Origin of the sequence: Sanguibacter sp. HDW7 (genome assembly GCF_011300875.1) — a bacterium.
Classification (GTDB): Bacteria; Actinomycetota; Actinomycetes; order Actinomycetales; family Cellulomonadaceae; genus Flavimobilis.
Genome location: NZ_CP049862.1, coordinates 2,629,248 through 2,653,358, shown reverse-complemented (window position 1 = coordinate 2,653,358; position 24,111 = coordinate 2,629,248). Strand labels below are relative to the sequence as shown.

22 protein-coding genes and 1 tRNA gene are annotated in these 24,111 nt (G+C 73.8%); 19 read left to right on the top strand and 4 right to left on the bottom strand.

Translation table 11 applies throughout. The features are described 5' to 3' along the window. Positions 1-31: 31 nt before the first annotated feature. The gene (locus tag G7063_RS11965; protein ID WP_166414593.1) at positions 32-307 is read right to left on the bottom strand and encodes an FmdB family zinc ribbon protein; all 276 of its coding nucleotides are present in this window, start codon (positions 305-307) and stop codon (positions 32-34) included. A gap of 197 nt (positions 308-504) precedes the next feature. Here G7063_RS11965 and G7063_RS11960 point away from each other — a divergent pair, with 197 nt between their 5' ends. Then, positions 505-3,147: a penicillin acylase family protein gene (locus G7063_RS11960; protein ID WP_166414592.1), complete on the top strand. Its 2,643-nt coding sequence runs from the start codon at positions 505-507 to the stop codon at positions 3,145-3,147. Positions 3,148-3,273: 126 nt separating this feature from the next. Here the strand turns inward: G7063_RS11960 and G7063_RS11955 are convergent, their stop codons facing one another. Next, complete coding sequence (locus G7063_RS11955; protein WP_166414591.1) at positions 3,274-3,918, bottom strand: 5-formyltetrahydrofolate cyclo-ligase; 645 nt, start codon at positions 3,916-3,918, stop codon at positions 3,274-3,276. Positions 3,919-4,004: 86 nt separating this feature from the next. Here G7063_RS11955 and G7063_RS11950 point away from each other — a divergent pair, with 86 nt between their 5' ends. From G7063_RS11950 to G7063_RS11930, 5 genes are all read left to right on the top strand, one after another. Further along, positions 4,005-4,925, top strand: coding sequence for a UTP--glucose-1-phosphate uridylyltransferase (locus G7063_RS11950; RefSeq protein WP_166414590.1), 921 nt, complete (start codon positions 4,005-4,007; stop codon positions 4,923-4,925). 7 nt (positions 4,926-4,932) lie between these two features. Beyond that, entirely contained in the window at positions 4,933-6,165 is a 1,233-nt protein-coding gene (glp, locus tag G7063_RS11945; RefSeq protein ID WP_166414589.1) for a gephyrin-like molybdotransferase Glp, read from the top strand. Then, positions 6,162-6,767 (top strand): GNAT family N-acetyltransferase, encoded by a 606-nt coding sequence (locus tag G7063_RS11940; RefSeq protein WP_166414588.1) that lies wholly within the window; start codon positions 6,162-6,164, stop codon positions 6,765-6,767. Before glp ends, G7063_RS11940 begins: the two co-directional genes overlap by 4 nt. A 128-nt stretch (positions 6,768-6,895) precedes the next feature. Next, positions 6,896-8,191 carry a hypothetical protein gene (locus G7063_RS11935; protein ID WP_166414587.1) on the top strand — a complete coding sequence of 432 codons (1,296 nt, stop codon included), beginning with the start codon at positions 6,896-6,898 and terminating at the stop codon, positions 8,189-8,191. A 67-nt stretch (positions 8,192-8,258) separates the two neighbouring features. Continuing rightward, positions 8,259-8,331 (top strand) — tRNA-Ala (locus tag G7063_RS11930). A 213-nt stretch (positions 8,332-8,544) separates the two neighbouring features. On the opposite strand, the gene G7063_RS11925 is transcribed toward G7063_RS11930, so the two are convergent. After that, positions 8,545-9,321 carry a FadR/GntR family transcriptional regulator gene (locus tag G7063_RS11925; RefSeq protein ID WP_166414586.1) on the bottom strand — a complete coding sequence of 259 codons (777 nt, stop codon included), beginning with the start codon at positions 9,319-9,321 and terminating at the stop codon, positions 8,545-8,547. 93 nt (positions 9,322-9,414) lie between these two features. On the opposite strand from G7063_RS11925, the gene G7063_RS11920 reads away from it, so the two are divergent. The 7 genes from G7063_RS11920 (at position 9,415) to G7063_RS11890 (ending at position 17,523) form a co-directional block, all read left to right on the top strand. Next, a complete protein-coding gene (locus G7063_RS11920) occupies positions 9,415-11,019 on the top strand; it encodes an ABC transporter substrate-binding protein (protein WP_206188150.1) in 1,605 nt (534 codons plus the stop codon). Positions 11,020-11,097: 78 nt separating this feature from the next. Next, complete coding sequence (locus G7063_RS11915) at positions 11,098-12,054, top strand: ABC transporter permease (protein WP_166414584.1); 957 nt, start codon at positions 11,098-11,100, stop codon at positions 12,052-12,054. A gap of 2 nt (positions 12,055-12,056) precedes the next feature. Continuing rightward, on the top strand, positions 12,057-14,015 hold the full coding sequence (locus G7063_RS11910; RefSeq protein WP_166414583.1) for a dipeptide/oligopeptide/nickel ABC transporter permease/ATP-binding protein: 1,959 nt from the start codon (positions 12,057-12,059) through the stop codon (positions 14,013-14,015). Beyond that, positions 14,012-14,815 carry an ATP-binding cassette domain-containing protein gene (locus G7063_RS11905; protein WP_166414582.1) on the top strand — a complete coding sequence of 268 codons (804 nt, stop codon included), beginning with the start codon at positions 14,012-14,014 and terminating at the stop codon, positions 14,813-14,815. Before G7063_RS11910 ends, G7063_RS11905 begins: the two co-directional genes overlap by 4 nt. 91 nt (positions 14,816-14,906) lie before the next feature. After that, entirely contained in the window at positions 14,907-15,845 is a 939-nt protein-coding gene (locus G7063_RS11900) for a dihydrodipicolinate synthase family protein (RefSeq protein WP_166414581.1), read from the top strand. Positions 15,846-15,847: 2 nt separating this feature from the next. Beyond that, positions 15,848-16,849 (top strand): ROK family protein, encoded by a 1,002-nt coding sequence (locus tag G7063_RS11895; RefSeq protein WP_166415349.1) that lies wholly within the window; start codon positions 15,848-15,850, stop codon positions 16,847-16,849. Next, positions 16,846-17,523 (top strand): N-acetylmannosamine-6-phosphate 2-epimerase, encoded by a 678-nt coding sequence (locus G7063_RS11890; RefSeq protein ID WP_166414580.1) that lies wholly within the window; start codon positions 16,846-16,848, stop codon positions 17,521-17,523. Before G7063_RS11895 ends, G7063_RS11890 begins: the two co-directional genes overlap by 4 nt. 100 nt (positions 17,524-17,623) lie before the next feature. On the opposite strand, the gene G7063_RS11885 is transcribed toward G7063_RS11890, so the two are convergent. Then, positions 17,624-18,127, bottom strand: coding sequence for a MarR family winged helix-turn-helix transcriptional regulator (locus G7063_RS11885; protein ID WP_240916066.1), 504 nt, complete (start codon positions 18,125-18,127; stop codon positions 17,624-17,626). Between the two features lie 73 nt (positions 18,128-18,200). Between G7063_RS11885 and idi the strand changes: the two genes are divergently transcribed. The 6 genes from idi to G7063_RS11855 are packed head-to-tail and all read left to right on the top strand — an operon-like array spanning position 18,201 to position 24,006. Next, positions 18,201-18,782, top strand: coding sequence for an isopentenyl-diphosphate Delta-isomerase (gene idi / locus G7063_RS11880; protein WP_166414579.1), 582 nt, complete (start codon positions 18,201-18,203; stop codon positions 18,780-18,782). Further along, positions 18,779-19,918, top strand: coding sequence for a polyprenyl synthetase family protein (locus G7063_RS11875; protein ID WP_166414578.1), 1,140 nt, complete (start codon positions 18,779-18,781; stop codon positions 19,916-19,918). Before idi ends, G7063_RS11875 begins: the two co-directional genes overlap by 4 nt. Then, positions 19,915-20,841 (top strand): squalene/phytoene synthase family protein, encoded by a 927-nt coding sequence (locus G7063_RS11870; RefSeq protein ID WP_240916065.1) that lies wholly within the window; start codon positions 19,915-19,917, stop codon positions 20,839-20,841. The genes G7063_RS11875 and G7063_RS11870 overlap by 4 nt, the downstream gene beginning before the upstream one ends. After that, a complete protein-coding gene (crtI, locus tag G7063_RS11865; RefSeq protein ID WP_166414576.1) occupies positions 20,838-22,454 on the top strand; it encodes a phytoene desaturase family protein in 1,617 nt (538 codons plus the stop codon). Before G7063_RS11870 ends, crtI begins: the two co-directional genes overlap by 4 nt. Continuing rightward, positions 22,451-22,807 carry a lycopene cyclase domain-containing protein gene (locus tag G7063_RS11860; RefSeq protein WP_166414575.1) on the top strand — a complete coding sequence of 119 codons (357 nt, stop codon included), beginning with the start codon at positions 22,451-22,453 and terminating at the stop codon, positions 22,805-22,807. The genes crtI and G7063_RS11860 overlap by 4 nt, the downstream gene beginning before the upstream one ends. Beyond that, the gene (locus G7063_RS11855; RefSeq protein WP_166414574.1) at positions 22,804-24,006 is read left to right on the top strand and encodes a prenyltransferase; all 1,203 of its coding nucleotides are present in this window, start codon (positions 22,804-22,806) and stop codon (positions 24,004-24,006) included. The genes G7063_RS11860 and G7063_RS11855 overlap by 4 nt, the downstream gene beginning before the upstream one ends. The last annotated feature ends 105 nt before the right edge of the window (positions 24,007-24,111 follow it).

Here is a 24,111-nt window from a genome sequence, read left to right as displayed (position 1 = left end):
GCCGTCGCTGTGGGCGGGCTGCCCGGCGGCGTCAGGCCGCGCCCGACGCCTTGCTCGCCGCGGGCGTCGACGCCGCGGGCTGCGATGCGGCCGGCTTCGAGGGCGTCGAGGACACGCTCGACGACGAGCCCGAGCGCGAGTCCGTGCGGTAGAAGCCCGAGCCCTTGAACGTCACGCCGACGGTCGAGAAGATCTTGCGCAGCCGGCCCGAGCACTCGGGGCACACCGTGAGGGCGTCGTCCGCGAAGGACTGGTGGATGTCGAAGCTGTGACCGCACGCGGTGCACGTGTACGCGTAGGTGGGCACGGTTCTCTCTCCTTGCTGGCGGGTGCGGGGCCGCGACGGGCCGCCGTGGGCTGGCACTCCGTCGTTCCGAGTGCCAACTATACGTCCGACGGCGCGCGCCGCGCCGTGCGGCCCGTCACACGTCGCGAGGTGCTCGCGTCGCGCGGCTCGATGGACCACCCCTGCCGTTGTCGGTGGTCGGGACTAGGCTCGGACCCGTGCTCAGCCGACTCTCCGCACCTCGCAAGGTGCTCCTCGCCCTCGTGTCGCTGCTCGTCGTCGTCCTCGTCGCGACGGCCGTCACGGCCGTCGTCGTCGTGCGCCGCTCGTTCCCGACGACCTCGGGCGCGGTGACGATCGACGGGCTCGTCGGCCCCGTCACCGTCGAGCGCGACGCGCGTGGCGTCCCCTACATCACGGCGACGACGAGCGCGGACCTCTTCCGTGCGCAGGGCTACGTCCACGCGCAGGATCGCTTCTTCGAGATGGACTACCGCCGCCACGTCACCTCGGGCCGGCTCTCCGAGCTCGTCGGGGACAACCCGGACGCGATCTCCGCGGACCGCGTCATCCGCGCCTTCGGGTGGCGGCGCGTCGCGGAGCGCGAGTGGGACCTCCTCGACCAGGACACGCGTGACAACCTCACCGCGTACGCCGAGGGCGTCAACGCGTACCTCACGGACCGCTCGCCGTCCGAGCTCGCGCTCGAGTACGCGGTGCTCGGCGTCCAGGTGAACGTCTCCGACCCCGAGCCGTGGCAGCCGATCGACTCCGTCGCATGGCTCAAGGCGATGGCGTGGGACCTCCGCGGCAACTTCGACGAGGAGCTCGAGCGCGCGGCCGCGTACGGCACGCTGCGCGACGTCGACCTCGTCGAGTCGCTCTTCCCGGCGTACCCGGACGCGGCCAACCCTCCGATCCTCGACGCCGACGAGGCCGCGACGACCCGTGACGAGCGCCGCGCCGCGGCAGCCGCGGTCGAGGGGGGCACGGGTGGCGCGAACAGCGCCGACGACGGCCTCCCGCTCGAGGACGCGGGAGTCCGCGCGGCGCTCGACGCGACCGCCGACGCGCTCGCTGCCGTGCCGCACCAGGTCGGCCGCGGCGAGGGCACCGGCTCCAACTCGTGGGTCGTCTCCGGCGACCTCGCCGAGAGCGGCAAGCCGCTCCTCGCGAACGACCCGCACCTCTCGCTCGCCGCGCCGAGCATCTGGGCGCAGGTCGGGCTCCGGTGCGCTCAGGTGTCCGACGCCTGCCCCTACGACGTCGCAGGGTTCTCGTTCTCGGGCCTGCCCGGCGTCATCATCGGCCACAACGCGGACCTCGCGTGGGGCCTGACGAACCTCGGCGCTGACGTCACCGACTTCTTCGTCGAGGCGATCCGTGACGACTCCTACCTGCGCGACGGCGCGTGGCAGCCGCTCACCGTCCGCCAGGAGACCATCAAGGTCAACGGCGGCGACGACATCGTCATCGATGTCGCCGAGACCATCCACGGGCCCATCATCTCCGGCGAGTACGGCGAGGCGTTGGCCTCGATGTTCTCGCCCCTCGCCGACGCGGGCGTCGGCGGCGTGACGTACGGCGTCGCGCTCGGGTGGACCGCGCTCACGCCGAACCGCACCGCCGACGCGATCTTCGCGCTCAACCGTGCCGCGACCGCCGACGACGTCGCCGCGGCCGCCGCGCTCTTCGCGGTGCCCTCGCAGAACATCGTCTTCGCGACGACCGACGGCCACATCGGCTACCAGGCGCCGGGCGCGATCCCGCTGCGCGGCCAGGTGGCCGGTCCTGTGCCGTCCGACGGCACGTGGCCGCGGCCCGGCTGGGACCCCGCCTACGACTGGCAGGGCCTCGTCGACCCCGCGGACATGCCCGCGGTCCTCGACCCGGCCTCCGGCGTCGTCGTCGCAGCGAACCAGGCCGTCCTCCCCGCGGGGAAGGGCCCCTACCTCACGTCCGACTGGGACTACGGCTACCGCTCGCAGCGCATCGGGACGCTGCTCGGGACCGCGACAGCGAGGAACCAGAAGCTCTCCGCCGAGACCATGTCGGCGATCCAGTCGGACGTGTGGAGCCCCTTCGCGGCCGCGCTCGTCCCGACGCTCCTCAGCATCAAGCTCGACGACGCGTTCGCGGCGCAGGGCCAGGAACTGCTGCGGGACTGGGACTACAACACCGACCCGTCGTCGCCGGCCGCCGCGTACTTCAACGCCGTGTGGGCGCAGATCGTCGACGGTGCGTTCGCCGACGACCTGCCGGACTCGGTGCGTCCGAGCGGGTCGAGCCGATGGCTCGCCGTCGTGACGGAGCTCCTCGACGACCCCGAGGCGCGCCTGTGGGACGACCGCACGACCGTCGACGTCGTCGAGACGCGCGACGAGATCCTGCGCCAGGCGCTCGTCGACGCACGTCTCGAGCTGACGACCGCGCTCGGCCGCGACACAGGCGAGTGGCAGTGGGGCCGCCTGCACCAGCTGCGGCTCGAGCACCCGGTCCTCGGCGGCGAGTCGATCCCGTGGCCCGTGCGCGCCTTCGTCAACCCCGGCGCCGTCCAGCTCGGCGGCGGCTCGTCGATCGTCGACGCGACCGGCTGGGACGCCTCCGAGCGGACCTCGTCCGGGCGGACCGACTTCCAGGTGACGTCGGGCCCCTCGATGCGCATGGTCGTCGACCTCGCCGCGCTCGACTCCTCTACGTGGGTCGTCGTCACCGGCACCTCCGGGCACCCCGGGCACCCTCACTACTCCGACCAGCTCGAGGCGTGGAGCATCGGCGAGACCTTCGCCTGGCCCTTCACGCCCGACGCCGTCACCCGATCGGCCGGCGACACGCTGCGCCTCGTGCCGAGCGACGAGTAGCCCGCGGCGCGACGCAGCAGACCCGGGACGAGGCAGCAGACCCGGGACGACGGCGGGGCCGGTGACCCGAAGGTCACCGGCCCCGCCGTCGGTGCAGGGGATGGGGCCCGTCGTCGACGTCCTCGATCAGGCCCCGCGGCGGTCGGTCCAGCGCCAGCCCGACGGCGTCGCGATCGCGTCGACGGCGACGTCGTGCGCCTCGGTCGGGATCGGCGAGTCGTCCGCGTCGTAGATCTCCTCGGGGAAGACGAGCGCGACGACCTTCGCGTCCGGACGTTTGTGGCCGAGAGCGCGGTCGTACCAGCCGCCGCCCTGACCGAGCCGGGCGCCCGACGTGTCGACGGCGAGCGCGGGCGCGATGATGACGTCGGCCTCCGCGAGGGCCTCGGCGCCGAGATGCGCCGTGCCGGGCTCCGGCGGGCGGCCCGGTGCGCGCTCGAGGAGGTCGTCGGCGCCGGCGAACGGCGCCCAGTCGCGCTCGAGGCCTGAGCCGAGCACGGGCAGCAGGACGCGCACGCCGCGCAGCGCGAGGTCCTCGAGGAGGGGGAGCGTGCCGGGCTCCGCGGGACGGGAGACGTAGGCGGCGACGCAGCGGGCGTCGCGCAGGTGCTCGAAGTCGGCGAGCGCGTGGACGAAGCCGGCGGCGGCCTCCTGGCGACGTCGTGCGGGGCGGTTCTCCCGGGCCGAGCGGACCGCCTTGCGGAACATCGACTTCGCGTCCTCCGGCTCGAGACCGGGAGGGACATGGATGGGCTGCGCTGCTCCGCTCATGACCCCATCATCCCAAACTTTCGCGATCCGGCCGCCTCCGACGGTCCCAGGTCGGGTCCGAGCCTGCTGGTCGCTAAGGTGTCTCCATGGAGATCACGAAGGCTGTCATCCCTGCCGCAGGCCTGGGCACCAGGTTCCTCCCCGCGACGAAGTCGACGCCCAAGGAGATGCTCCCCGTCGTCGACAAGCCCGCGATCCAGTACGTCGTCGAGGAGGCCACCGCGGCCGGTCTCGACGACGTCCTGTTCATCACGGGCAGGTCGAAGCGGTCGCTCGAGGACCACTTCGACGGAGTGCCGGAGCTCGAGGCGAACCTCGAGGCCAAGGGCGACGATGCCCGCCTCGCCGCGGTGCGTGAGTCGAGCGGCCTCGCCGACGTGCACTTCGTCCGCCAGGGCGAGCCCATGGGCCTCGGCCACGCCGTGCTGCGGGCCAAGAACCACGTGGGTGACCACTCGTTCGCGGTCCTCCTCGGCGACGACCTCATCGACGAGCGCGACCCGGTGCTGCCCGCGATGATCGAGGTCGCTCGCCGCACGGGCGGTTCCGTCGTCGCCCTGCTCGAGGTCGACCCCGCGCAGGTCTCGATGTACGGCTGCGCCGCCGCCGAGGCCGCGCCCCAGGTCGGCACGGTCGACGGCGTCCCCGCCGACGACGTCGTGCGTGTGACGGGCCTCGTCGAGAAGCCCGCCCCCGAGGACGCGCCGAGCAACCTCGCCGTCATCGGCCGCTACGTCCTCAACCCCGCCGTCTTCGAGGTCCTCGAGCGCACCGCGCCGGGCCGCGGCGGCGAGATCCAGCTGACCGACGCTCTCGCCGAGCTCGCGACGATGCCGGCCGAGCAGGGCGGCGGCGTGCACGGCGTCGTCTTCCGCGGCCGCCGCTACGACACGGGCGACAAGCTCGACTACCTCAAGGCCGTCGTGCGCCTCGCGTCCGAGCGCGACGACCTGGGCCCGGAGTTCCGGGACTGGCTCCGGGGCTACGTCCCGACGCTCGACGCGTGACGCTGCCGTGCTGAGCGTCCAGGCGCATCTCGCCGAGATCCTCGCGGGGCTCAGCCCCGTCCCGCCGCTCGAGGTCGTCCTCGGCGACGCTGCGGGCTGCATCCTCGCGGAGGACGTCACCGTCGTCGCCGACGTCCCGGCCCACGCGACGGCCGCGCACGACGGCTACGCGGTGCGGGCCGACGACGTCCACCCAGCGACGGATGCGTCCCCGGTGACCCTCCCGGTCGTCGCAGACCTGTGGTCGGCCGCCGAGGAGCCGGAGCGGCTCGTCGTCGGGCAGGCCGTGCGCATCTCGTCGGGCGTCGCCCTGCCGGTCGGCGCGAACGCCGTCGTCCCGCTCGAGCACACCGACCACGGCACCGCGCAGGTGCGTGTGCGCCGCTCGGTCGGCGTGGGCTCGGGCGTCCGACGGGTCGGGGCCGACGCGCGTGCGGGGACCGTCGTCCTCGCCGCCGGCCTGCGTCTCGGGGCGCGGCAGATCTCCCTCGCGGCGGCGCTCGGACGCTCCCACCTGCGCGTCCACCCGCGCCCTCGCGTCGTCATCGTGCCCGTCGGCGACGAGCTGCGCGTGCCCGGACGGCGAGGTGGCGGCGCAGGCGTGTTCGAGGCGAACGCGCAGGCGCTCGCGATCGCCGTCGAGGACGCGGGCGCCGTCGCGATCCCCGTGCCGCCCGTGAGCGACGACCGCGCGACGTTGCGCGAGGTCCTCGCCGACCAGCTCGTGCGGGCGGACCTGGTCCTCACGACGGGCGGTCTCTCGGAGGGCAGCCACGACACGCTCAAGGACGTGCTCGGCCCGCTCGGCACCGTGCGCTTCGACCACGTGGCGCTCGCGCCCGGGCGCGGCCACGGCTTCGGCTCGATCGGCGAGGACGACGGCGTCGTGCCGATCGTCGCCCTGCCCGGGCACCCCGTCGCGGCGCTCGTCGCGTACGAGGTCTTCGTGCGGCCGGCCCTGCTCGAGATCGCGGGGCACTCCGAGCTCTTCCGCCCGTCGGTCGTCGCCTACGCCGACGCCGAGTGGAACAGCCCCGCAGGCAGGCGCGAGTTCGTGCCCGCGCACCTCACGGGGAGCCCCGACGAGGGCTACAAGGTCGTGCCGGTCGCCGACCCGCGCGCGATCGACCAGATGTCGCTCACCGCGCTCGCCTCGGCGAACGCGCTCGCTGTCGTCCCGGAGGGGGAGACGTTCGTGCGGCTCGGCTCGCGCGTGCACTGCCTGGTGCTCGAGGGATGAGCGCCGGCTGGCCCGCGACGCTGCGCACGTCGACGGCCGCCGGGACGGTGACCGTCCGGCCCCTGCGCCGCCGGGACGCGCGCGCGTGGTCCGTGGCGCGCGCCCGCAACGCGGCCTGGCTCGAGCCGTGGGAGGCGACGTCGCCCTCCGGGGTGCCGTCCGCCTCGTTCGGGTCCTACGTCGCCGCGGCGCGCGCCCAGGCGCGCGCCGGCACGCACCTGCCGTTCGTCGTCGAGCTCGACGGGCGGCTCGTCGGCCAGGTGACGGTCGCGAGCATCGTCCGCGGGTCAGCGTGCACCGCGTCGATCGGGTACTGGGTCGACGAGGCCGTCGCGGGGCGCGGCATCGTGCCGACCGCGGTCGCGCTCGTCGTCGACCACTGCTTCGCGGACGTCGGGCTGCACCGCATCGAGATCGCGATCCGGCCCGAGAACGGCCCGAGCCTGCGCGTCGTCGAGAAGCTCGGGCTGCGCGAGGAGGGGCTGCGCGAGAGGTTCCTCCACATCGACGGGCGCTGGCGCGACCACAGGGTGTTCGCCGTCACTGCCGAGGAGGTTCCCGGCGGGTTGCTCGCGCGGCTGCGGGCACGCACGGGGGCCTAGGGTCGCCCGTCTCCGGTGCGGGTGCTCCGGGTGTCTCGAGCGTCCCTGGGCCGGGTTGAATAACACCGGTGTAAGACACGCCGGAGGGCGTGCCGAGGACCGCGCCACCGCTCGCATACCGTCGGGGAGTGGAGAATCTGGCCGGGGCGGCGGTGCTTGCCATCGCCGCGTTCTGGGCGGTGTACCTCCTGCCACAGCGTGTGTCGGAGAGGTCGCAGGTCGTCGAGGCCCGCACCGAGGACCGGCACTCGGGCGCCATGCGGATCCTCGCGGTCGCCCGGCGCGAAGGTCGGGAGGAGCCCGGGGCGTCGCGTGACTGCCCTCCGGGACAGGTTCCCCACGGCAGGCTGCTGACGGGCCCGATGCCCGTCGTCGTCGCGCAGCCCGTCGTCGCAGCGGAAGGAGTCGTCACCATGGACCGACCGGTCATCGCCTCGCAGCGCCGTCCCGGCGCGCCCGCGGGCCGAGCCAACGCGCCCGCTGCACCGTCGACGGGCACGACCCCGTCGGGCTCCGCCCGCACCGCGGCCCCCGCGCGCACCGAGGGAGTCGAGCGCACCTCGGGCGCCGAGCGTGCCCGCGCGCGTGCGCTCGCCGAGCGCCGCGCAGCTGCGGCCCGCCGCCGACTCGCGCTCACCCTCACGCTCCTCGCCGCGTCCGCGATCGCCTGGACGGCGGTGAGCGCCTTCTCCCTCCACGTCGCGGTGCCGACGGCCCTCACCGTCGCGCTCGGCGGCGTCCTCGCGCTCGGCCGCCGGGCCGTGGTGGCCGCCCGCCGCTCCGACGCGCAGGCCGCGGCTCGCGCGTCGCGACCCGCTGCAGCCCGCACGTCGCGACCCGCCGCACGCCCCGCGTCGAGCACCGCGCCGCGCCGCGGCGAGGCCGCGCGCACCGCGAGCGTCACCGGCCGCGCCGTCCACGCGAGCCAGACGGCCACCCAGATGATCTCGAGCGTCGAGGTCCTCGAGCGTGCGACGGCCGCGGCCGAGCGCTCGTCGGCCACCCGTGAGCGCGCCGATGCCGTGCGGGCAGCCGACGCCGCCGTGGCTGCCGTCGACGAGGCCTCCGCGACGCCTGTCGACCTGATCTCTACGACGACCGTCGTCGAGGCGCCCGTGGTCGCCGAGACGATCACCCGGACCGTCGTCGAGCGTCCTGCCGCGGAGGCCGACGGCGACCGCGTCCTCGGAGGATTCTCGCTCCCGCGCCCGACGTACACGATGAAGGCCGCCGCGCCCCGTCGCGAGGTCGCGCCGCTCGCCGACGCCGACGTGACGACGCCCGCGAACGCCGCTGAGCGCGCCGGTGCTGCCGGCACCTCCGGCGTGACGGCAGGTTCCGCGGAGGAGCCTGGGACGACGACCGAGGGCCTCGGCCTGGGGCTCGACGCGATCCTCGCGCGGCGTCGCGCGTCGGGCGCCTGAACCGCCTGCGGGAGGGCGCCGATTTCTGTCGGAGGCCCACCGCGTGCTAACGTAGTTCTCGCTTCACGGGGCTATGGCGCAGTTGGTAGCGCGCTTCGTTCGCATCGAAGAGGTCAGGAGTTCGAATCTCCTTAGCTCCACAGCGAGGGCCGCATCCCAGTCGGGATGCGGCCCTCAACGTTTTCCGGGACCGGCAGGATCCTGCGGTTCCGACCGGGCCGAGCCCGGCCCGTGAGCCCGACCCGCGCGGTCGGGAGCCCAGGGGGAGACGCGACGACGGACCGCGGCCTTCCGACCGTTCGACGGTCGGGAGGCGGCGATCCGTCGCGAGGCTCGGGTGGGGCGGGGGAGCGTCAGGCCGGCGTGGGCTGAGGGTCGTGGTCGTCCGTGAGATCCGCGTTGTCGAGCATGCGGCGCAGCGGCGCGTAGTGCTCCGTCACCGCGGCGCGGAACGCGGCGGCGTCGCCGGCCTCGGCCGCGCGGAGCATGTCCCCGTGCGCCCGCGCGGTCTCGCTGAGATCGTCGGGCAGCTGGAGACCGAGCCGCGGCATGACGGCTGAGTGGACGTCCCAGAACGCGGTGACGAGCTGTCCGACGAGCGTGTTGTCGATGCGTGCGAGGAGCGCCGCGTGGAACGCGCGGTCGGCGGTGAGGAAGGTCTCGCCGCGCTCGGCGGCCTCGACCATCTCGTCGACGAGCGCGTGGAGCTCGGGGTTCTCGGTGTCACGGAAGGACGCGGTGACGCGCTCGGCGACGGAGTCGTCGAGGGTCTGGCGTACCTCGACGACCTCGCGCAGCGCATGGACGTCGTCGCCCGCGGTGATGACGCCCCGGAAGACGAGGGTCTCGACGAGCGCGTCGAGACGCATCTCGCCGACGAAGGTGCCGCGTCCGTGGCGTACCTCGACGATGTCGAGGGTCGAGAGGGTGCGGACGGCCTCGCGGACGCTCGAGCGCGAGACGCCGAGGAGCTCGCAGAGCTCGGTCTCGGTGGGCATGGGGTCGCCCGGCTGCAGGCCGCGGCGCAGGACAAGCTCCTTGATGCGCCGGGCCGTCTCGTCGCGCCGTGTGGGCGTCGGGACCGCCGCACCGCGGCCGAGCGCCTCGGTTGCAGATTCGTGACCTCGCATGACTTGACCCTCCTGTCGGGAAGAACTTATCGTCATCCTAATAGGTCAGACGTCAGACGTCATCTGTCTCACGTCACTATGTATGGAGGATCAATGAAGACCACCACCTCGCGGCTCCGCCGCCGCAGCGCCGTCGCTGCCGCAGCAGCCGTCCTCGCCCTCGCGCTCACGGCGTGCGGTTCCGGCGGCACCACCGCCAACCCCACGTCCGGAGGCTCCGCAGCCACGGGCGACATCGACAAGAACGCGACGATCGAGGCAGGCATCTCCTACTCGCTCGGCGGCGGCTTCGACCCGATGACCACCTCCGGCGCCGTCACCGTCGCCGCCAACTGGCACACGCTCGAGGGGCTCACCGAGCTCGACGGCGTCACCCGCGTCCCCTACGAGGCCCTCGCCGGCAAGATCACCGAGGACGGCGACTCCGCGATCACCGTCGCCCTCCGTGACGGCGCCGTCTTCCACGACGGCTCCCCGGTGACGGCCGACGACGTCGTCTTCTCCTACGAGCGCGTCCTCGACCCCGCCAACAACTCGCTCTACCGCGACTTCATCTCCTTCGTCGACAAGGTCGAGAAGGTCGACGACACGTCGGTGAAGATCAGCTTCAAGTTCCCGTTCTCGCTCTACATGGAGCGCCTCTCCGCCGTGAAGATCGTCCCCAAGGCGATCGTCGAGAAGGACCTCGACGCCTTCACCGCGCTCCCCACGGGCACCGGCCCCTACAAGATCACGTCGGCCACGCCTGACGACAAGATCACGTTCGAGCGCTTCGACAAGTACACCGGCCCCAAGCCCGCCCAGGCCGCCGGCATGACGTGGAACCTCCTGTCCGACCCCGCCGCGCGCGTCACGGCGCTGCAGTCCGGCACGGTCCACGCGATCGAGGACGTCCCGCTCATCGACCTCCCGACCCTGCAGGGCGTCGAGGGCCTCAAGGCCGAGAAGGTCCAGGCCTTCGGCCTGCTCTTCATGATGTTCAACACCAAGTCCGCGCCGTTCGACGACGTCCGCGTGCGCCAGGCCTTCCACTACGCGCTCGACAAGGAGTCGCTCGTCAAGAACGGCATGCTCGACGCCGCCGAGCCCGCCACGAGCTTCCTCCCCTCGACGCACCCGAACTACCACGAGGCATCGACGCAGTACGCGTACGACCCCGAGAAGGCCAAGGCGCTCCTCGCCGAGGCCGGCGTGAGCAACCTCAGCATCACGCTCCTCGCGACGGACACCGGCTGGGTCGCAGACGTCCTCCCGCTCATCCAGCAGGACCTCGAGAAGGTCGGCGTCAAGGTCACCCTCGACGTCGGTCAGTCCTCGGGCCAGTACACCAAGGTCGACGCCGGCGACTACCAGGTGATGGTCGCCCCCGGTGACCCGTCGGTCTTCGGCAACGACGTCGACATCCTGTCCCGCTGGTGGTTCGGCGACAACGTCTGGACCAAGTCCCGCACCGGCTGGGCCGGCTCCGAGAAGTTCACCGAGCTCACCAACCACCTCGACAAGGCGCTGCGCACGTCCGGCGACGCCCAGCAGACCGAGTGGAACGACGCCATGGACATCATGTCCGAGGAGGTCACGCTGTACCCGCTCTTCCACCGCCAGCTCCCCACGGCGTGGTCGACGAGCTCGCTGAAGAACTTCAGCCCCATCAGCACGACCGGCCTCAACTTCCTCGAGGCGGGCGTCGTCACCAAGTGACGCCCCGGGTGCGGCGGCCGGGACACGGCCGCCGCACCCGCACTTCCGCAACTCCCCCGCTTGTAAGGAGCCCGCAACGTGAACGCACTGCTGCGACTCACGGGCCGACGACTCGTCCAGCTTCCCGTCATGATCCTCGGCATCACGTTCCTCGTGTTCGTCGTGATGTCGTTCTCGAAGATCGATCCCGCGATCACCGCGCTCGGCGAGAGCTCCTCGCTCGAGGCCCGTGCCGCCTACAGGCTCCAGCACGGCCTCGACGAGCCCCTCCTCGTGCGCTACTGGAACTTCCTCGTCGGGATGGTCCAGGGTGATCTCGGCACGTTCTCCGCACGCCAGACGCCCGTCGTCGACGAGGTCACCCGCGCGTTCCCCATCACCCTGCAGCTGACGTTCCTCGGTCTGCTCATCGCCGTCGTCATCGCGGCGCTCCTCGGCGTCACGGCCGCGCTCTACCGCGACCGCTGGCCCGACCAGGCCATCCGCTTCCTCTCTGTCATCAGCCTCGCGACCCCGTCGTTCTGGCTCGCCGTCCTGCTCATCCAGAGCGCCACGCTCAAGCTCGGGATCCTGCCCGCCTCGGGTCCGCTGCCTGCCTTCGGTGACGACCCCGCCGGGTACCTCGCCCGGTTCGCGCTGCCGGCCTTCGCGCTCGGCGTGCCCGTCGCCGGATCCCTCACGCGCGTCGTGCGCACCGCCGTCGTCGAGGAGCTCGACAAGGACTACGTCCGCACCGCGATCGGCGCCGGGATCCCGCGCGCCGAGGTCGTCGGCCGCAACGTCCTGCGCAACGCCCTCATCACGCCGATCACCGTCCTCGGACTGCGCATCGGCTACCTCATGGGTGGCGCCGTCGTCATCGAGATCATCTTCGCGCTGCCCGGCATGGGCACGCTCATCCTCAACGGCGTCACCAACAACGAGCCCAACCTCGTGCAGGGCGTGACCCTCACGGTCGCGCTCGCCTTCGTCATCATCAACATCGTGGTCGACATGCTCTACGTGCTCGTCAACCCGCGGATCAGGACGGTGTGACCATGCGCCGCAAGCTCACCGAACGCCTCTCGGCCCCCGGCCTGCGCCTCGCCGCGCTGCCGCTCGGCTCGAAGATCGCCCTCGGGTTCCTCGCCCTCGTCATCCTCAGCGCAGTGCTCGCGCCCGTCGTCGCGCAGTTCGACCCGCTCGCCGTCGGCACCCCCGTGCAGGCACCGGGCGCCGAGCACTGGTTCGGCACCGACCGCCAGGGCCGCGACATCTTCTCGCGCGTGCTCCACGGCGGCCGCTACTCGCTCGTCATCGGCCTCGGCGCGACCGTCGTCGCCCTCGCAGCCGCCTCGGTCCTCGGCTCGATCGCCGCAACCGCCGGCCGGCGGACCTCCGAGGTCCTCATGCGAGTCATGGACATCATCATGTCCTTCCCCGGCATCGCACTCGCCGCCGTCTTCGTCTCCGTCCTCGGCCGCTCGCTGCCCGTCCTCGTCCTGACGATCGCCTTCCTCTACACGCCGCAGCTCACGCGCGTCGTCCGCGCCAACGTCCTCGCCGCCTACGGCGAGGACTACGTCGCCGCGACGAAGGTCATGGGCGCCCCGACCGCGTGGATCGTCGCCAAGCACGTCGTGCGCAACGTCGCCGCCCCCGTCATGGTCTTCACGACCGTGCTCGTCGCCGACGCGATCGTCTTCGAGGCGTCGTTGTCCTTCATCCAGGCCGGCGTCCCGGCGCCCGAGCCGTCGTGGGGAAACATCATCTCCGACGGCCGAGCGCTCGTCATGAGCGGCTACTGGTGGGCGACGTTCTTCCCCGGCCTGACGATCATGCTCACCGTCCTCGCGCTCAACGTCCTCTCCGAGGGCCTCACGGACGCGATGGTCGCCCGCAAGGGCCGCGGCTCGCTGCCCGACGAGACGAAGGCCGAGGTCGAGGCGCAGGTCTCCGACCCCGTCGTCGAGGAGATCCTCACGAGCTCGCTCGCCCTTCTGCGCGAGCGCGAGCTCGCCCGTCCCGAGCGCCTCGTCTACACGCGCGAGGACGCCCCCGTCCTCGCGGTCCGCGACCTCTGCGTACGCTTCCCCGCGCAGCACGGCGACGTCGACATCGTCGACCGCCTCTCGTTCGACGTCCGCCCGGGCGAGACCATGGGCCTCGTCGGCGAGTCCGGCTCCGGCAAGTCCCTCACCGGCCTCGCCATCATGGGCCTGCTCGACCGCACCGCCGTCGTCTCCGGCGAGATCCTCTACAAGGGTCGCGACCTGCTGAAGATGAGCGCCAAGGAGCGGGGATCCCTGCGCGGGCACGAGATCGCGATGATCTACCAGGACGCGCTCTCCTCGCTCAACCCGTCGATGCTCATCCGCACCCAGATGAAGCAGCTCACCTCGCGCGGCGGCACACGCACCGCGGCCGACCTGCTCACGCTCGTCGGGCTCGACCCCGAGCGCACCCTGCGGTCCTACCCGCACGAGCTCTCCGGCGGCCAGCGCCAGCGCGTGCTCATCGCCATGGCGCTCACGCGCGACCCGGCCGTCGTCATCGCCGACGAGCCGACCACCGCTCTCGACGTCACCGTCCAGAAGCAGGTCGTCGCGCTCCTCCACGAGCTGCGCGAGAAGCTCGGCTTCGCGCTCGTGTTCGTCAGCCACGACCTCGCGCTCGTCGCCGAGCTCGCCCACCGGGTCACCGTCATGTACGCGGGCCAGGTCGTCGAGCAGGCGCCCACCCGCGAGCTCCTCGTCCAGCCCGTCCACGAGTACACCCGCGGGCTGCTGGGCGCCGTCCTCTCGATCGAGTCCGGCGCCGAGCGGCTCCACCAGGTGCCCGGCGTCGTGCCCTCGCCGCGGGACTTCCCCGCGGGCGACCGCTTCGCACCCCGCTCGACCCACCACCGGGTCGCGAGCGCCGTGCGCCCGACGTTGCGCCGCATCGACGGGACCGACCACTTCTACGCCGCGCACGACGACGAGCCCGTCGTCCTCGCCCACGGAGGTACCCGATGAGCACCACGCCGACCCCGGTCATCGAGCTGCGCGACATCGACGTGCACTACCGGTCACGCACGGGCACGATCCTCAAGCCCGTCATCGTCAAGGCGGTCGACGGCGTCTCGCTGTCGGTCATGCCCGGCCAGACCCTCGGTATCGTCGGGGAGTCCGGCTCGGGCAAGACGACGACGGCCCGCGTCCTGCTCGGCCTCGAGCAGCCCACGCGCGGCGAGGTCTTCTTCGAGGGCCGCGCCGAGGGAAGCCGCTCGGGCAAGCGTCGCAAGGAGATCGGCCGCGTCGTCTCGGCCGTCTTCCAGGACCCCGCGACCGCGCTCAACCCGCGCATGTCGATCAAGGACGCCCTGCGCGACCCGCTCGACGTCCACGGCATCGGCTCGGCCGCGAGCCGCGTCGAGAAGGTGCGCGAGATCCTCTCGCTCGTCGGGCTGCCGGCGTCGGCCCTCGCGATGCTGCCGACGCAGCTCTCGGGCGGACAGCGCCAGCGCGTCGCGATCGCCCGGGCACTCGTCCTCGATCCGTCCGTCATCGTCGCCGACGAGCCGACGAGCGCCCTCGACGTCTCCGTCCGTGCCCAGATCCTCAACCTCCTCGCGGACGTCAAGGAGAGCCTCGGCCTCGCCATGGTCTTCATCTCCCACGACATCCAGACCGTCCGCTACGTCTCGGACCGCATCGCGGTCATGAGCCGCGGCAAGGTCGTCGAGGAGGGGCCTGCGGAGCAGGTGTTCGCGAACCCGTCCGACCCCTACACCCGCTCCCTGCTCGGCGCCGCGCCGTCGCTGCTGCACGCCTGAGCACCGTCACCACCCGTCCCTCGGGCGACGTCTCGTCGCCCGCCCGCACTGCCGGCCCGTCCGGGCCGACGACCCACACCCAGGAAATGACATGACCTCCACGCTCCGCCTCACCGGCATCGTCCCCCCGATCGCGACCCCCTTCACCGCCGACGGCGACATCGACGTCCCCTCGCTGCGCCGCACGGTCGACCACCTCGTCGAGGGCGGTGTCCACGGCATCTTCGCGCTCGGCTCGACCGCCGAGGTCGCCTACCTCGACGACGCGCAGCGCGAGCTCGTCCTGCGCACGGTCGTCGAGACGGCCGCGGGCCGCGTGCCCGTCGTCGCCGCCGCGATCGAGATGACGACGCGCCGCGTCCAGCAGGCCGTCGCGGCCGCCGCCGCGATCGGCGTCGACGGCGTCGTCGTCACCGCGCCGTTCTACGCGCTGCCCGACGCGGGCGAGATCGAGGCTCACTTCCGCGCCGTCGCCGCGGCCAGCCCCGTGCCGGTCTACGCGTACGACGTCCCCGTGCGCGTGCACTCCAAGCTCGGCGCCGACATGCTCGTGCGCCTCGGCTCCGAGGGCGTCATCGCGGGCGTCAAGGACTCCTCGGGCGACGACGTCGGCTTCCGACGCCTCGTCGCGGCCAACGCCGCCGCGGGCTCGCCGCTCGCGCTGCTCACGGGGCACGAGGTCGTCGTCGACGGCATGCTGCTCCTCGGGGCCGACGGCGTCGTCCCGGGCCTCGCGAACGTCGACCCGCAGGGCTACAGCCGCCTGTGGGACGCCGCGCAGGCGGGGGACTGGGCGCAGGTGCGCGTCGAGCAGGACCGCATCGCGGCGCTCTTCGAGATCGTCTTCCAGTCGCCCGAGCGCTCGCTCGACGCCCGCGGCGTCGGCGCGTTCAAGGTCGCGATGGCCCTCCAGGGCATCTGCGACACCCCGATGATGGCGTACCCGGTCCAGCCGATCGTCGGCCCCGCCGTCGAGCGCATCACCGAGATCGTCCGCGCGGCCGGCCTCACCGTGGTGACGCCCGCGTGACCATGCTCGCACCCGTCGTCGGCGTCGACCTCGGCGGGACCAAGACGACCGCCGCGGTCGTCGGCGCCGACGGCAGCGTCGGGACGGTCCGCACCGTCCCGACGCCCGCCGCGGCCGGCCCGCAGGCCGTGCTCGACGCCGTCGCGGACGCCGTCCGCGCCCTCGGCGTCGGCACGCCCGCGGCGCTCGGCGTCGGCACGGCCGGCGTCGTCGACGTGGGCCGGGCGACGATCGTCTCGGCGACCGACGTCATGCCGGGCTGGCCCGGCACCGACGTCGCCGCGGGGCTGCGCGAGCGGCTCGGGACGGACGTCGTCCACGTCGAGAACGACGTCGACGCCCACGCCGCCGGGGAGGCCTGGCTCGGCGCGGCCGCGGGCGCGCCGAGCGCGCTCGTCGTCGCCGTCGGCACGGGCGTCGGCGCGGCGATCGTCCTCGATGGCACGGTGCTGCGCGGCGCGCACCACGTCGCCGGCGAGATGGGCCACGTGCCCGCTCCGGGCGCCGACGGGCTCATGTGCCCGTGCGGGCGACCCGGCCACCTCGAGGCTCTCGGGGCGGGCCCGGCGCTCCACCGCCGGTATCTGTCCCTCGGCGGCGACCCCGCGAGCCCCGACACGCGCGACGTCGTCGCCCGCGCCGAGGCCGGCGACCCGCTCGCGGTGCGTGCCGTCGTCGACGCGGCGACGGTCGTGGGCCGCGCGACCGCCGGCGTCGTCACGGTCCTCGACCCCGCCGTCGTCGTCCTCGCGGGCGGCCTCGCGCGCGCCGGCGGTGGCTGGTGGGACGCCATGGAGTCCGCGCTGCGCGCCGAGCTCGTCGACGTCCTCGCGGACGTGCGCGTCGTGCCCGCGACGCTCGAGAACGCGGCCGTCGTCGGCGCGGCACGCGGTGCCCACCGGGCGCTCGCCCGCGCCCGCGGTCTTGCGGACCCGACGGCGACGGGCGCTGCCGTGCCCGACGTTGCCGGGGCTGCACCACTCTTCGGAAGGAACCACCCGTGAACCCGCTGCTCGCAGGCCTGCAGGGCCGCCTCGTCGTCTCGTGCCAGGCCTACCCGGGCGAGCCCATGCGCGATCCGCGCACGACGGCGCAGATCGCCGCGTCCGTCGTCCGCGGCGAGGCTGCGGCCGTCCGCGTCCAGGGCGTCGGCGACGTCCGCGCGACCGTCGAGGCCGTCGATGTGCCGGTCATCGGCCTGTGGAAGGACGGCGCCGACGGCGTCTTCATCACCCCGACGCTCGAGCATGCGCTCGCCGTGGCCGAGGCCGGCGCGCACGTCGTCGCGCTCGACGGCACGCGACGTCCGCGGCCGGACGGCCTCACGCTCGCGGAGACTGTCGCCCGCTTCCGCGAGCGGTCCGACGCGTTGCTCATGGCCGACTGCGGCTCGCTCGCCGACGCGCTCGAGGCCGAGGCCGCGGGCGTCGACGTGCTCGGGACGACGCTCGCCGGGTACTCGGGGGAGCGGCCGCGCACCGAGGGTCCGGACCTCGAGCTCGTCGCCGAGGTAGTCGCCGCGTGCACGCTGCCGGTCGTCGTCGAGGGGCGCGTCCACAGCCCCGCGCAGGCGGCGGCGGCGATGGCGCTCGGGGCGTTCTCGGTGTGCGTCGGGACGGCGATCACGCACCCGTCGACGATCACGGGCTGGTTCGTCGAGGCGATCGACGCCCGCTGACCTGGGCTCCCGCCTGCCGGCGGCCTGACTGTTGGGGTCTGTGCACACGTCTCGTGCGCGCAGGCCCCAACTGACGTATTCGCTCCGGGTGGATGGGTCCTCAGGTGAGCGGCGCGATGCCTTCCTGGTGGTCGAGGACGTTCGCCATGCCGTCGAGGAACGCCGCGACGTCCGCTCGTGAGGTCGCCGGCACGGCGCGCGCGACCCGCTCCATCTCCGCGTGCATGTGCGTGAGCCGTGCGCGGATCTCGTCGTGGGCGTGCTCCGTGGGGACGAGCCGCACCGAGCGACGGTCCCGCGGGTGGGGCGCGCGCACGAGGTAGCCGGCGTCCTCGAGCCGATCGATGAGCTTGGTCGTCGAGGCGGTCGAGATGTCGAGGTGGAGGGCGACGGCGTTGGGCGTGACGACGGTGCCGTGTCGCTCGGCGGCGACGACGAGCTGGAGCGCCATCATGTCGGACTCGTTCATGTCCATCGCGCGTGCGGTGCGGCGGCGCATGCCGGTGTCGGCCATCCGGAAGCGGCGCAGGGCGAGGAGCAGCTCGCGCACGCCGTCGTCGGCGTACCAGTAGGGGGTGTCGGGTCCCGGGGCCGTCTCGTGCACGACGTCATCCTAGCGTGACAGATTGCTAGCCTGTCTAGTAACGTGGCGAGCAACCAACTGCCGAGGAGCCGCGATGACACAGCTCGCACCGCCGCCCAGCACGTCTACGCACGACTCCACCGACGACGTCGTCCTGCTCGACGACGCCGGTCGGCCCACGGGAACGGCACCCCGCGAGAGGGTCCACGGCGCGCAGACACCTCTGCACCTGGCGTTCTCGTGCCACGTGGTCGACGACGACGGCTCCGTCCTCCTCAGCCGCCGCGCCCTCACCAAGCGGTCCTGGCCCGGCGTCTGGACCAACGCGTTCTGCGGCCATCCGCGGCCCGGCGAGGACCTCCTCGACGCCGTCCTCCGCCACGGCCGCGCCGAGCTCGGGCTCACGACCCTCACGGACCTCGACGTCGTCCTGCCCGACTTCCGCTACAGAGCCGTCGACGCCCACGGCACCGTCGAGAACGAGCTGTGCCCCGTCGTCCTCGCCCGCGTGCCCGGCCGGAGGCCACCCGTCACGCCCGACCCCCGCGAGGCCGTCGAGGTCACATGGGTCGACGCGGCCGACCTCGGCCGCACGAGCGTCTGCGCGCCCTGGTCCCTCAGCCCCTGGGCCGTCGCACAGCTCCGCGAGCTCGCTGCCCTCGAGGACCTCCGGTGAGCGCCGTCGCGATCGGGCGCTCGTCCGCGCCGGACCCCACCTGGACGTCCGACGCGCTCGTCGACGCGCTGCGCCGGGAAGCCACGCGCCTGCCCGACCCGGACGGCCACCTCGCGTCCCTGTGGGACGCGCTCGCCGACGCCGCCGACGGAGGCAGCGGGGTCCGTCCCGCGCTGCTCCTCGCGACCTACCGCGCGCTCGGCGGCGAGCGCGACGACCTCGCCCTGGCCCTCGCCGACGCGACCGAGCTCCTCCACACCGCCTTCCTCGTCCACGACGACGTCATCGACCACGACGACGTCCGCCGCGGCCGCCCCACCGCCGCAGCCCGCCACGGTGCCGCCGCACGTGCCCGTGGCGCGTCGCCCGCCGGCGTCGCCGACGCGGCGCTCGCAGGCGGCATCCTCGCGGGTGACCTCGCGCTCGTCCGCGCCGTGAGCGCGGTCGCGTCGCTCGACGTCCCCGCCGCGACGCGCGCAGGCCTGCTCGACCTTCTCGGTGACGTCGTCGCGGAGTCCGCGGCCGGCGAGCTCGCCGACACCACCGTGCTCGCCGCCGCGCGGCCGCCTCTCGCGACGGTCCTTGCGACCGCGGAGCGCAAGACTGCCGTCTACACCTTCGTGTGGCCGCTGCGCGCCGCCGCGCTGCTCGTCGGGACGCCGTCCGCGCTCGCCCTCGCGCCGGCGCTCGAGCACGTCGGGCGGCTCGTCGGCGTCGCCTTCCAGCTCCGCGACGACCTGCGCGGGACCTTCGGTGACCCCGCCGCGACCGGCAAGTCGTGCGTCTCCGACCTGCGCGCCGGGCGCGCGACGGCGGTCGTCGCGGTCGCGGCCGGCACGGGTGCATGGCCCGACGTCCTACGCGTCCTGGGCGACGTCACGCTTGACGCTGCGGGCGCCGAACCCGTCCGTCGCGCGCTCGTCGCGCACGGCGTGCCGGACGCCGTCGCGCGGCTCGCGGACGACCGGATCGCGAGCGCGCTCCACGTCGGCCGCGCCGCGGGAGTGCCCGACGCGCTGCTCGACCTCCTCTGCGCAGGGGCATGTGTCGACGCGCTCGCGGCAGTCGCAGTCGGGACGCCCGTCGCAGCGACGCCCGTCGACGCGACGCCCGTCAACGCGGGGGCCGAGGCGTGAGCGCGTCCGAGCGTGCCCGCTACGACGCCGCGGCGCGCGCTGCGAGCGAGACGGTCATCGCGAGCTACTCGACGAGCTTCTCCCTCGCTGTGAGGCTCCTGCCGCCGGGGCAGCGCGCCGACGTCCGCGCGGTGTACGGGCTCGTACGTCTCGCCGACGAGGTGGTCGACGGTGCGCTCGACGAGGTGGCGCCCGACGCACGCACCCGACTGCTCGACGACCTCGAGGACGAGGTCGCGCTCTCGCTCGTCCGGGGCTGCTCGACGAACCTCGTCGTCCACGCGTTCACCCTCGCGGCGCTGCGCTGCGGGATCGACGCGACGCTCACGGAGCCGTTCTTCGCGGCGATGCGCACCGACCTCGTGCAGGGCGACCACGACCCCGCGTCGCTCGCGACGTACGTCCACGGCTCGGCGGAGGTCGTCGGCCTCATGTGCCTGCGCGTGTTCGCGGCCGACCTCCCCCCGGCCGACCGGCAGCGGCTGCTGCACGAGGCCGCGCCCGGGGCGTGCGCGCTCGGCTCGGCCTTCCAGAAGGTGAACTTCGTCCGCGACCTCGGCGCGGACCTCGACGAGCGCGGCAGGAGGTACCTCGCGGACCTCGCGACAGCGCCGACCGACGCGGCCCGCGACGCCGCGCTCGACGACGTCGACGCCGAGATCGCCCTCGCCCGCACCGCGGTACCTCTTCTGCCGCCGGGCGCCCGGCGGGCCGTCGTCGCCGCCACCGCGCTGTTCGCCGAGCTCTCGCGCCGCCTGCGGACGACGCCTGCGCACGCGATCGCCTCGACGCGCGTCAGCGTCCCTGCGGCCCGCAAGGCACGCGTCGTCGGTGGTGCGCTGCTGCGCGACGCCGCGGCCCGCCGGCCCCGGGGCGCTCGCGGCCGGAGGGTGCGGCCCGTCGTCCGGCAGGGCGTCGCGTGAGCCGCGTCGTCGTCGTCGGCGCGGGGGTGGCCGGGCTCGCGGCCGCGACCCTCCTTGCCCGCGAGGGGGACGACGTCGAGGTCGTCGACCGGCTCGACGTCGTCGGCGGACGCGCGGGGACCTGGGAGCACGCGGGCTTCACGTTCGATCTCGGCCCGTCGTGGTTCCTCATGCCCGAGGTGTTCGAGAGCTACTACGCCGAGGTCGGCACGACGACCGCCGCCCAGCTCGACCTCGTGGCGCTCGATCCCGCCTACCGCGTCCTGGCCGAGGACGCCGCGCCGCTCGACGTCCGGTCGGGCCGCGCGGCCGCGACGGCGCTCTTCGAATCCGTCGAGCCCGGCGCCGGGGAGCGTCTGGGCCGCTACCTCGACGAGGCCCACGACGTCTACCGCACGGCCGTCGACCACCTTCTGCGCACCGACTTCGGCCGCCTCCGCGACCTCTTCGTGCCCGCCCTGCTGCGACGGCTGCCGACGCTCGTGCGGCTGCTCGTCGTGCCGCTCGACCGCCACGTGAGGTCGCGCTTCGCCGACCGTCGCCTCCGGCAGATCCTCGGCTACCCGGCGGTGTTCCTCGGCACCCGGCCCGAGCGGGCGCCGAGCATGTATCACCTCATGAGCCATCTCGACCTCGTCGACGGCGTCCGCTACCCCCGCGGTGGCTTCGGCGAGGTCACGCGGTCGCTCGCGCGCCTCGCCGAGGAGGCCGGCGTGCGGATCACGCTCGGCACCGAGGTGACGGCGGTCCGCACCTCGCGGGGCGTCGGCCGGATCCGGACGGCGCGCCGGCCGCGAGCGCACGTCACAGGGGTCGACGTGCTCGGCCCGGGCGGCCCGCGCACGATCGACGCCGACGTCGTCGTCCACGCGGGCGACCTCCACCACCTCGAGACGCAGATCCTGCCCGCCCACCTCCGCACCTACCCGGAACGCTGGTGGGCCGGGCGCGACCCCGGGCCCGGCGCGGTGCTCGTGCACCTCGGCGTACGCGGCGAGCTCCCGCAGCTCACGCACCACACGCTCATGTTCACGCGCGACTGGACGACGGGCTTCGACGCCGTCGACGGCCGACGCCCGTTGCCGGACCCCGCGTCGATCTACGTGTGCGCGCCCTCCCGGACCGATCCCGGCGTCGCACCGGCAGGGCACGAGACGCTCTTCGTGCTCGTCCCCGTCCACGCGGACCCCGCGCTCGGACGAGGCGGCCTCGACGGCGCGGGCGACCCGGGCGTCGAGGACATCGCCGATCGCGCCGTCGCGCAGCTCGGCGCGTGGGCCGGGATCCCCGACCTCGCCGAGCGCGTCGTCGTCCGGCGCACGGTCGGACCGGGCGACATGGCGGCGGACCTCCACGCGTGGCGGGGCGGGGCGCTGGGCCCCGCGCACACGCTGCGGCAGTCGGCGATGTTCCGGGCCCGCAGCACCTCGCGCCACGTCGACGGGCTCGTCCACGCCGGGGCGTCCACCGTCCCGGGCGTCGGCGTTCCCATGTGCCTGCTGAGCGCTCAGGTCGCGCGCGACACGCTCGCGCGGGCGCCCGGCCGGGACGCGGGGGCCGGCGCACCCGTCCACGTGCGCCGGCCCTCGTCCCAGGACGGAGGCCGCCGATGACGGGTGCCTACCTCGCCGCGCTGCTCGTCTCCGGGGCGGGCGTGCTCGCGATCGACCTGCGGTGGCGGCTGCTGCTCGGTGCCCGCAGCGAGGCGGTCGGTCCGCTCGGCTCGGGTCTGCGCGTCGTCGCCGTCGTCGTGCTCGGGGCGCTCCTGCTGCTCGCGTGGGACGTCGTCGCGATCCGCGCCGGCTTCTACGGCCGCGGTGGCGGCGACGCGCTCCTCGGTGTCGAGGTCGCACCGCACCTGCCGCTCGAGGAGCTCGTGTTCGTCGTGTTCCTGCCGTACGTGACGCTCGTCGTGGCCGCAGCGTGCCTGCGCGTCCAGGAGCGACGCAGGAGGCGGGACCGATGACGTACGCGACGCTCGCCGCAGTCGTCCTCGCGCTCGCCGCCGCAGCGCACGTGGGGCTGCGGGCCGTCGCGCGGCGTCGCGGGACGCTGCCTGCGGGCCTCGGGGCCGCGACGACGGTCACCGCCCTGGTCCTCGTCGTGCTCACCGTCGTCTTCGACTCGGCGATGATCGCCGCCGACCTCTTCCGCTTCGAGGAGTCGCAGCTGCTCGGCCTGCGCGTCGGCCTCGCCCCCGTCGAGGACCTTGCGTGGCCCGTCGCGTCGGCGCTCGTCCTACCCGTGCTCGCGGCCGCCGTCGCGCCGGGCGGGGGAGAGGCTCGTGACGACGCGCGCCGCCGGACGCTCGCCCGCCTCGTCGGCACCTCCCGCCCCGTCTCGTGGATCAACACGGCCTACCCCTTCGTCGCCGCGTACCTCCTCGCGGGCGGGACGTCGTGGTGGCTCGGCACGGTCGCGGCCCTCTTCCTCCTCGTCCCCTACAACCTCGCGATGTACGGCATCAACGACGTCTTCGACCACGACTCCGACGTCGCAAACCCGCGCAAGGGCGGCATCGAGGGGATCGTCCTCGAGCGAGGGCTCCACCGGACGACGCTCGTCGCTGCCGTCGTGACGAACGTGCCGTTCCTCGTCGTCCTCCTCGTCGCGGGCACGGCGCTCGCGAACGCCGTGCTCCTCGTCGCGGTCGTCGCCGTCGTCGGCTACTCCGCCCCGCCGCTGCGGCTCAAGGAGCGTCCCGTGCTCGACTCGCTCACGAGCTCGACGCACTTCGTGGCGCCAGCCGTCTACGGCGTCGCGCTCGCGGGCGGGGCATGGACGGGCGAGGTCGTCGCGGTGCTCGTCGCGTTCTTCTGCTGGGGCGTCGCCTCGCACGCGTTCGGCGCGGTGCAGGACGTGCGCGCCGACCGCGAGGCGGGCATCGGCTCCGTCGCGACCGTGCTCGGGGCTCGGCTCACGACGCGGCTCGCGCTGGCCGCCTACGCGCTCGCCGCGGTCGTCCTGCTCGTCGGCGCGGGCTGGCCCGGACACGTCGCGGCGCTCGTGCCGCTGCTCCACCTTCTCAACGTGTGGCCGCACCGGCACGTCACGGACGCGACGTGCGAGACGGCGAACGCCGGCTGGCGACGCTTCCTCTGGCTCAACCAGGTGTGCGGCTTCGTCGTGACGCTCGTCGTCCTCGCGATCCTCCTCGACCGCTGAGCGGCCGCGCCCGCGACAAGGAGGTGTCGCGGGCGCCCGACGGGCCCTCGACCGGGCGTGGCGCGGCGGCAGCGGGTTCGGTCGTCGTCGCTCTGACCTCCCTCG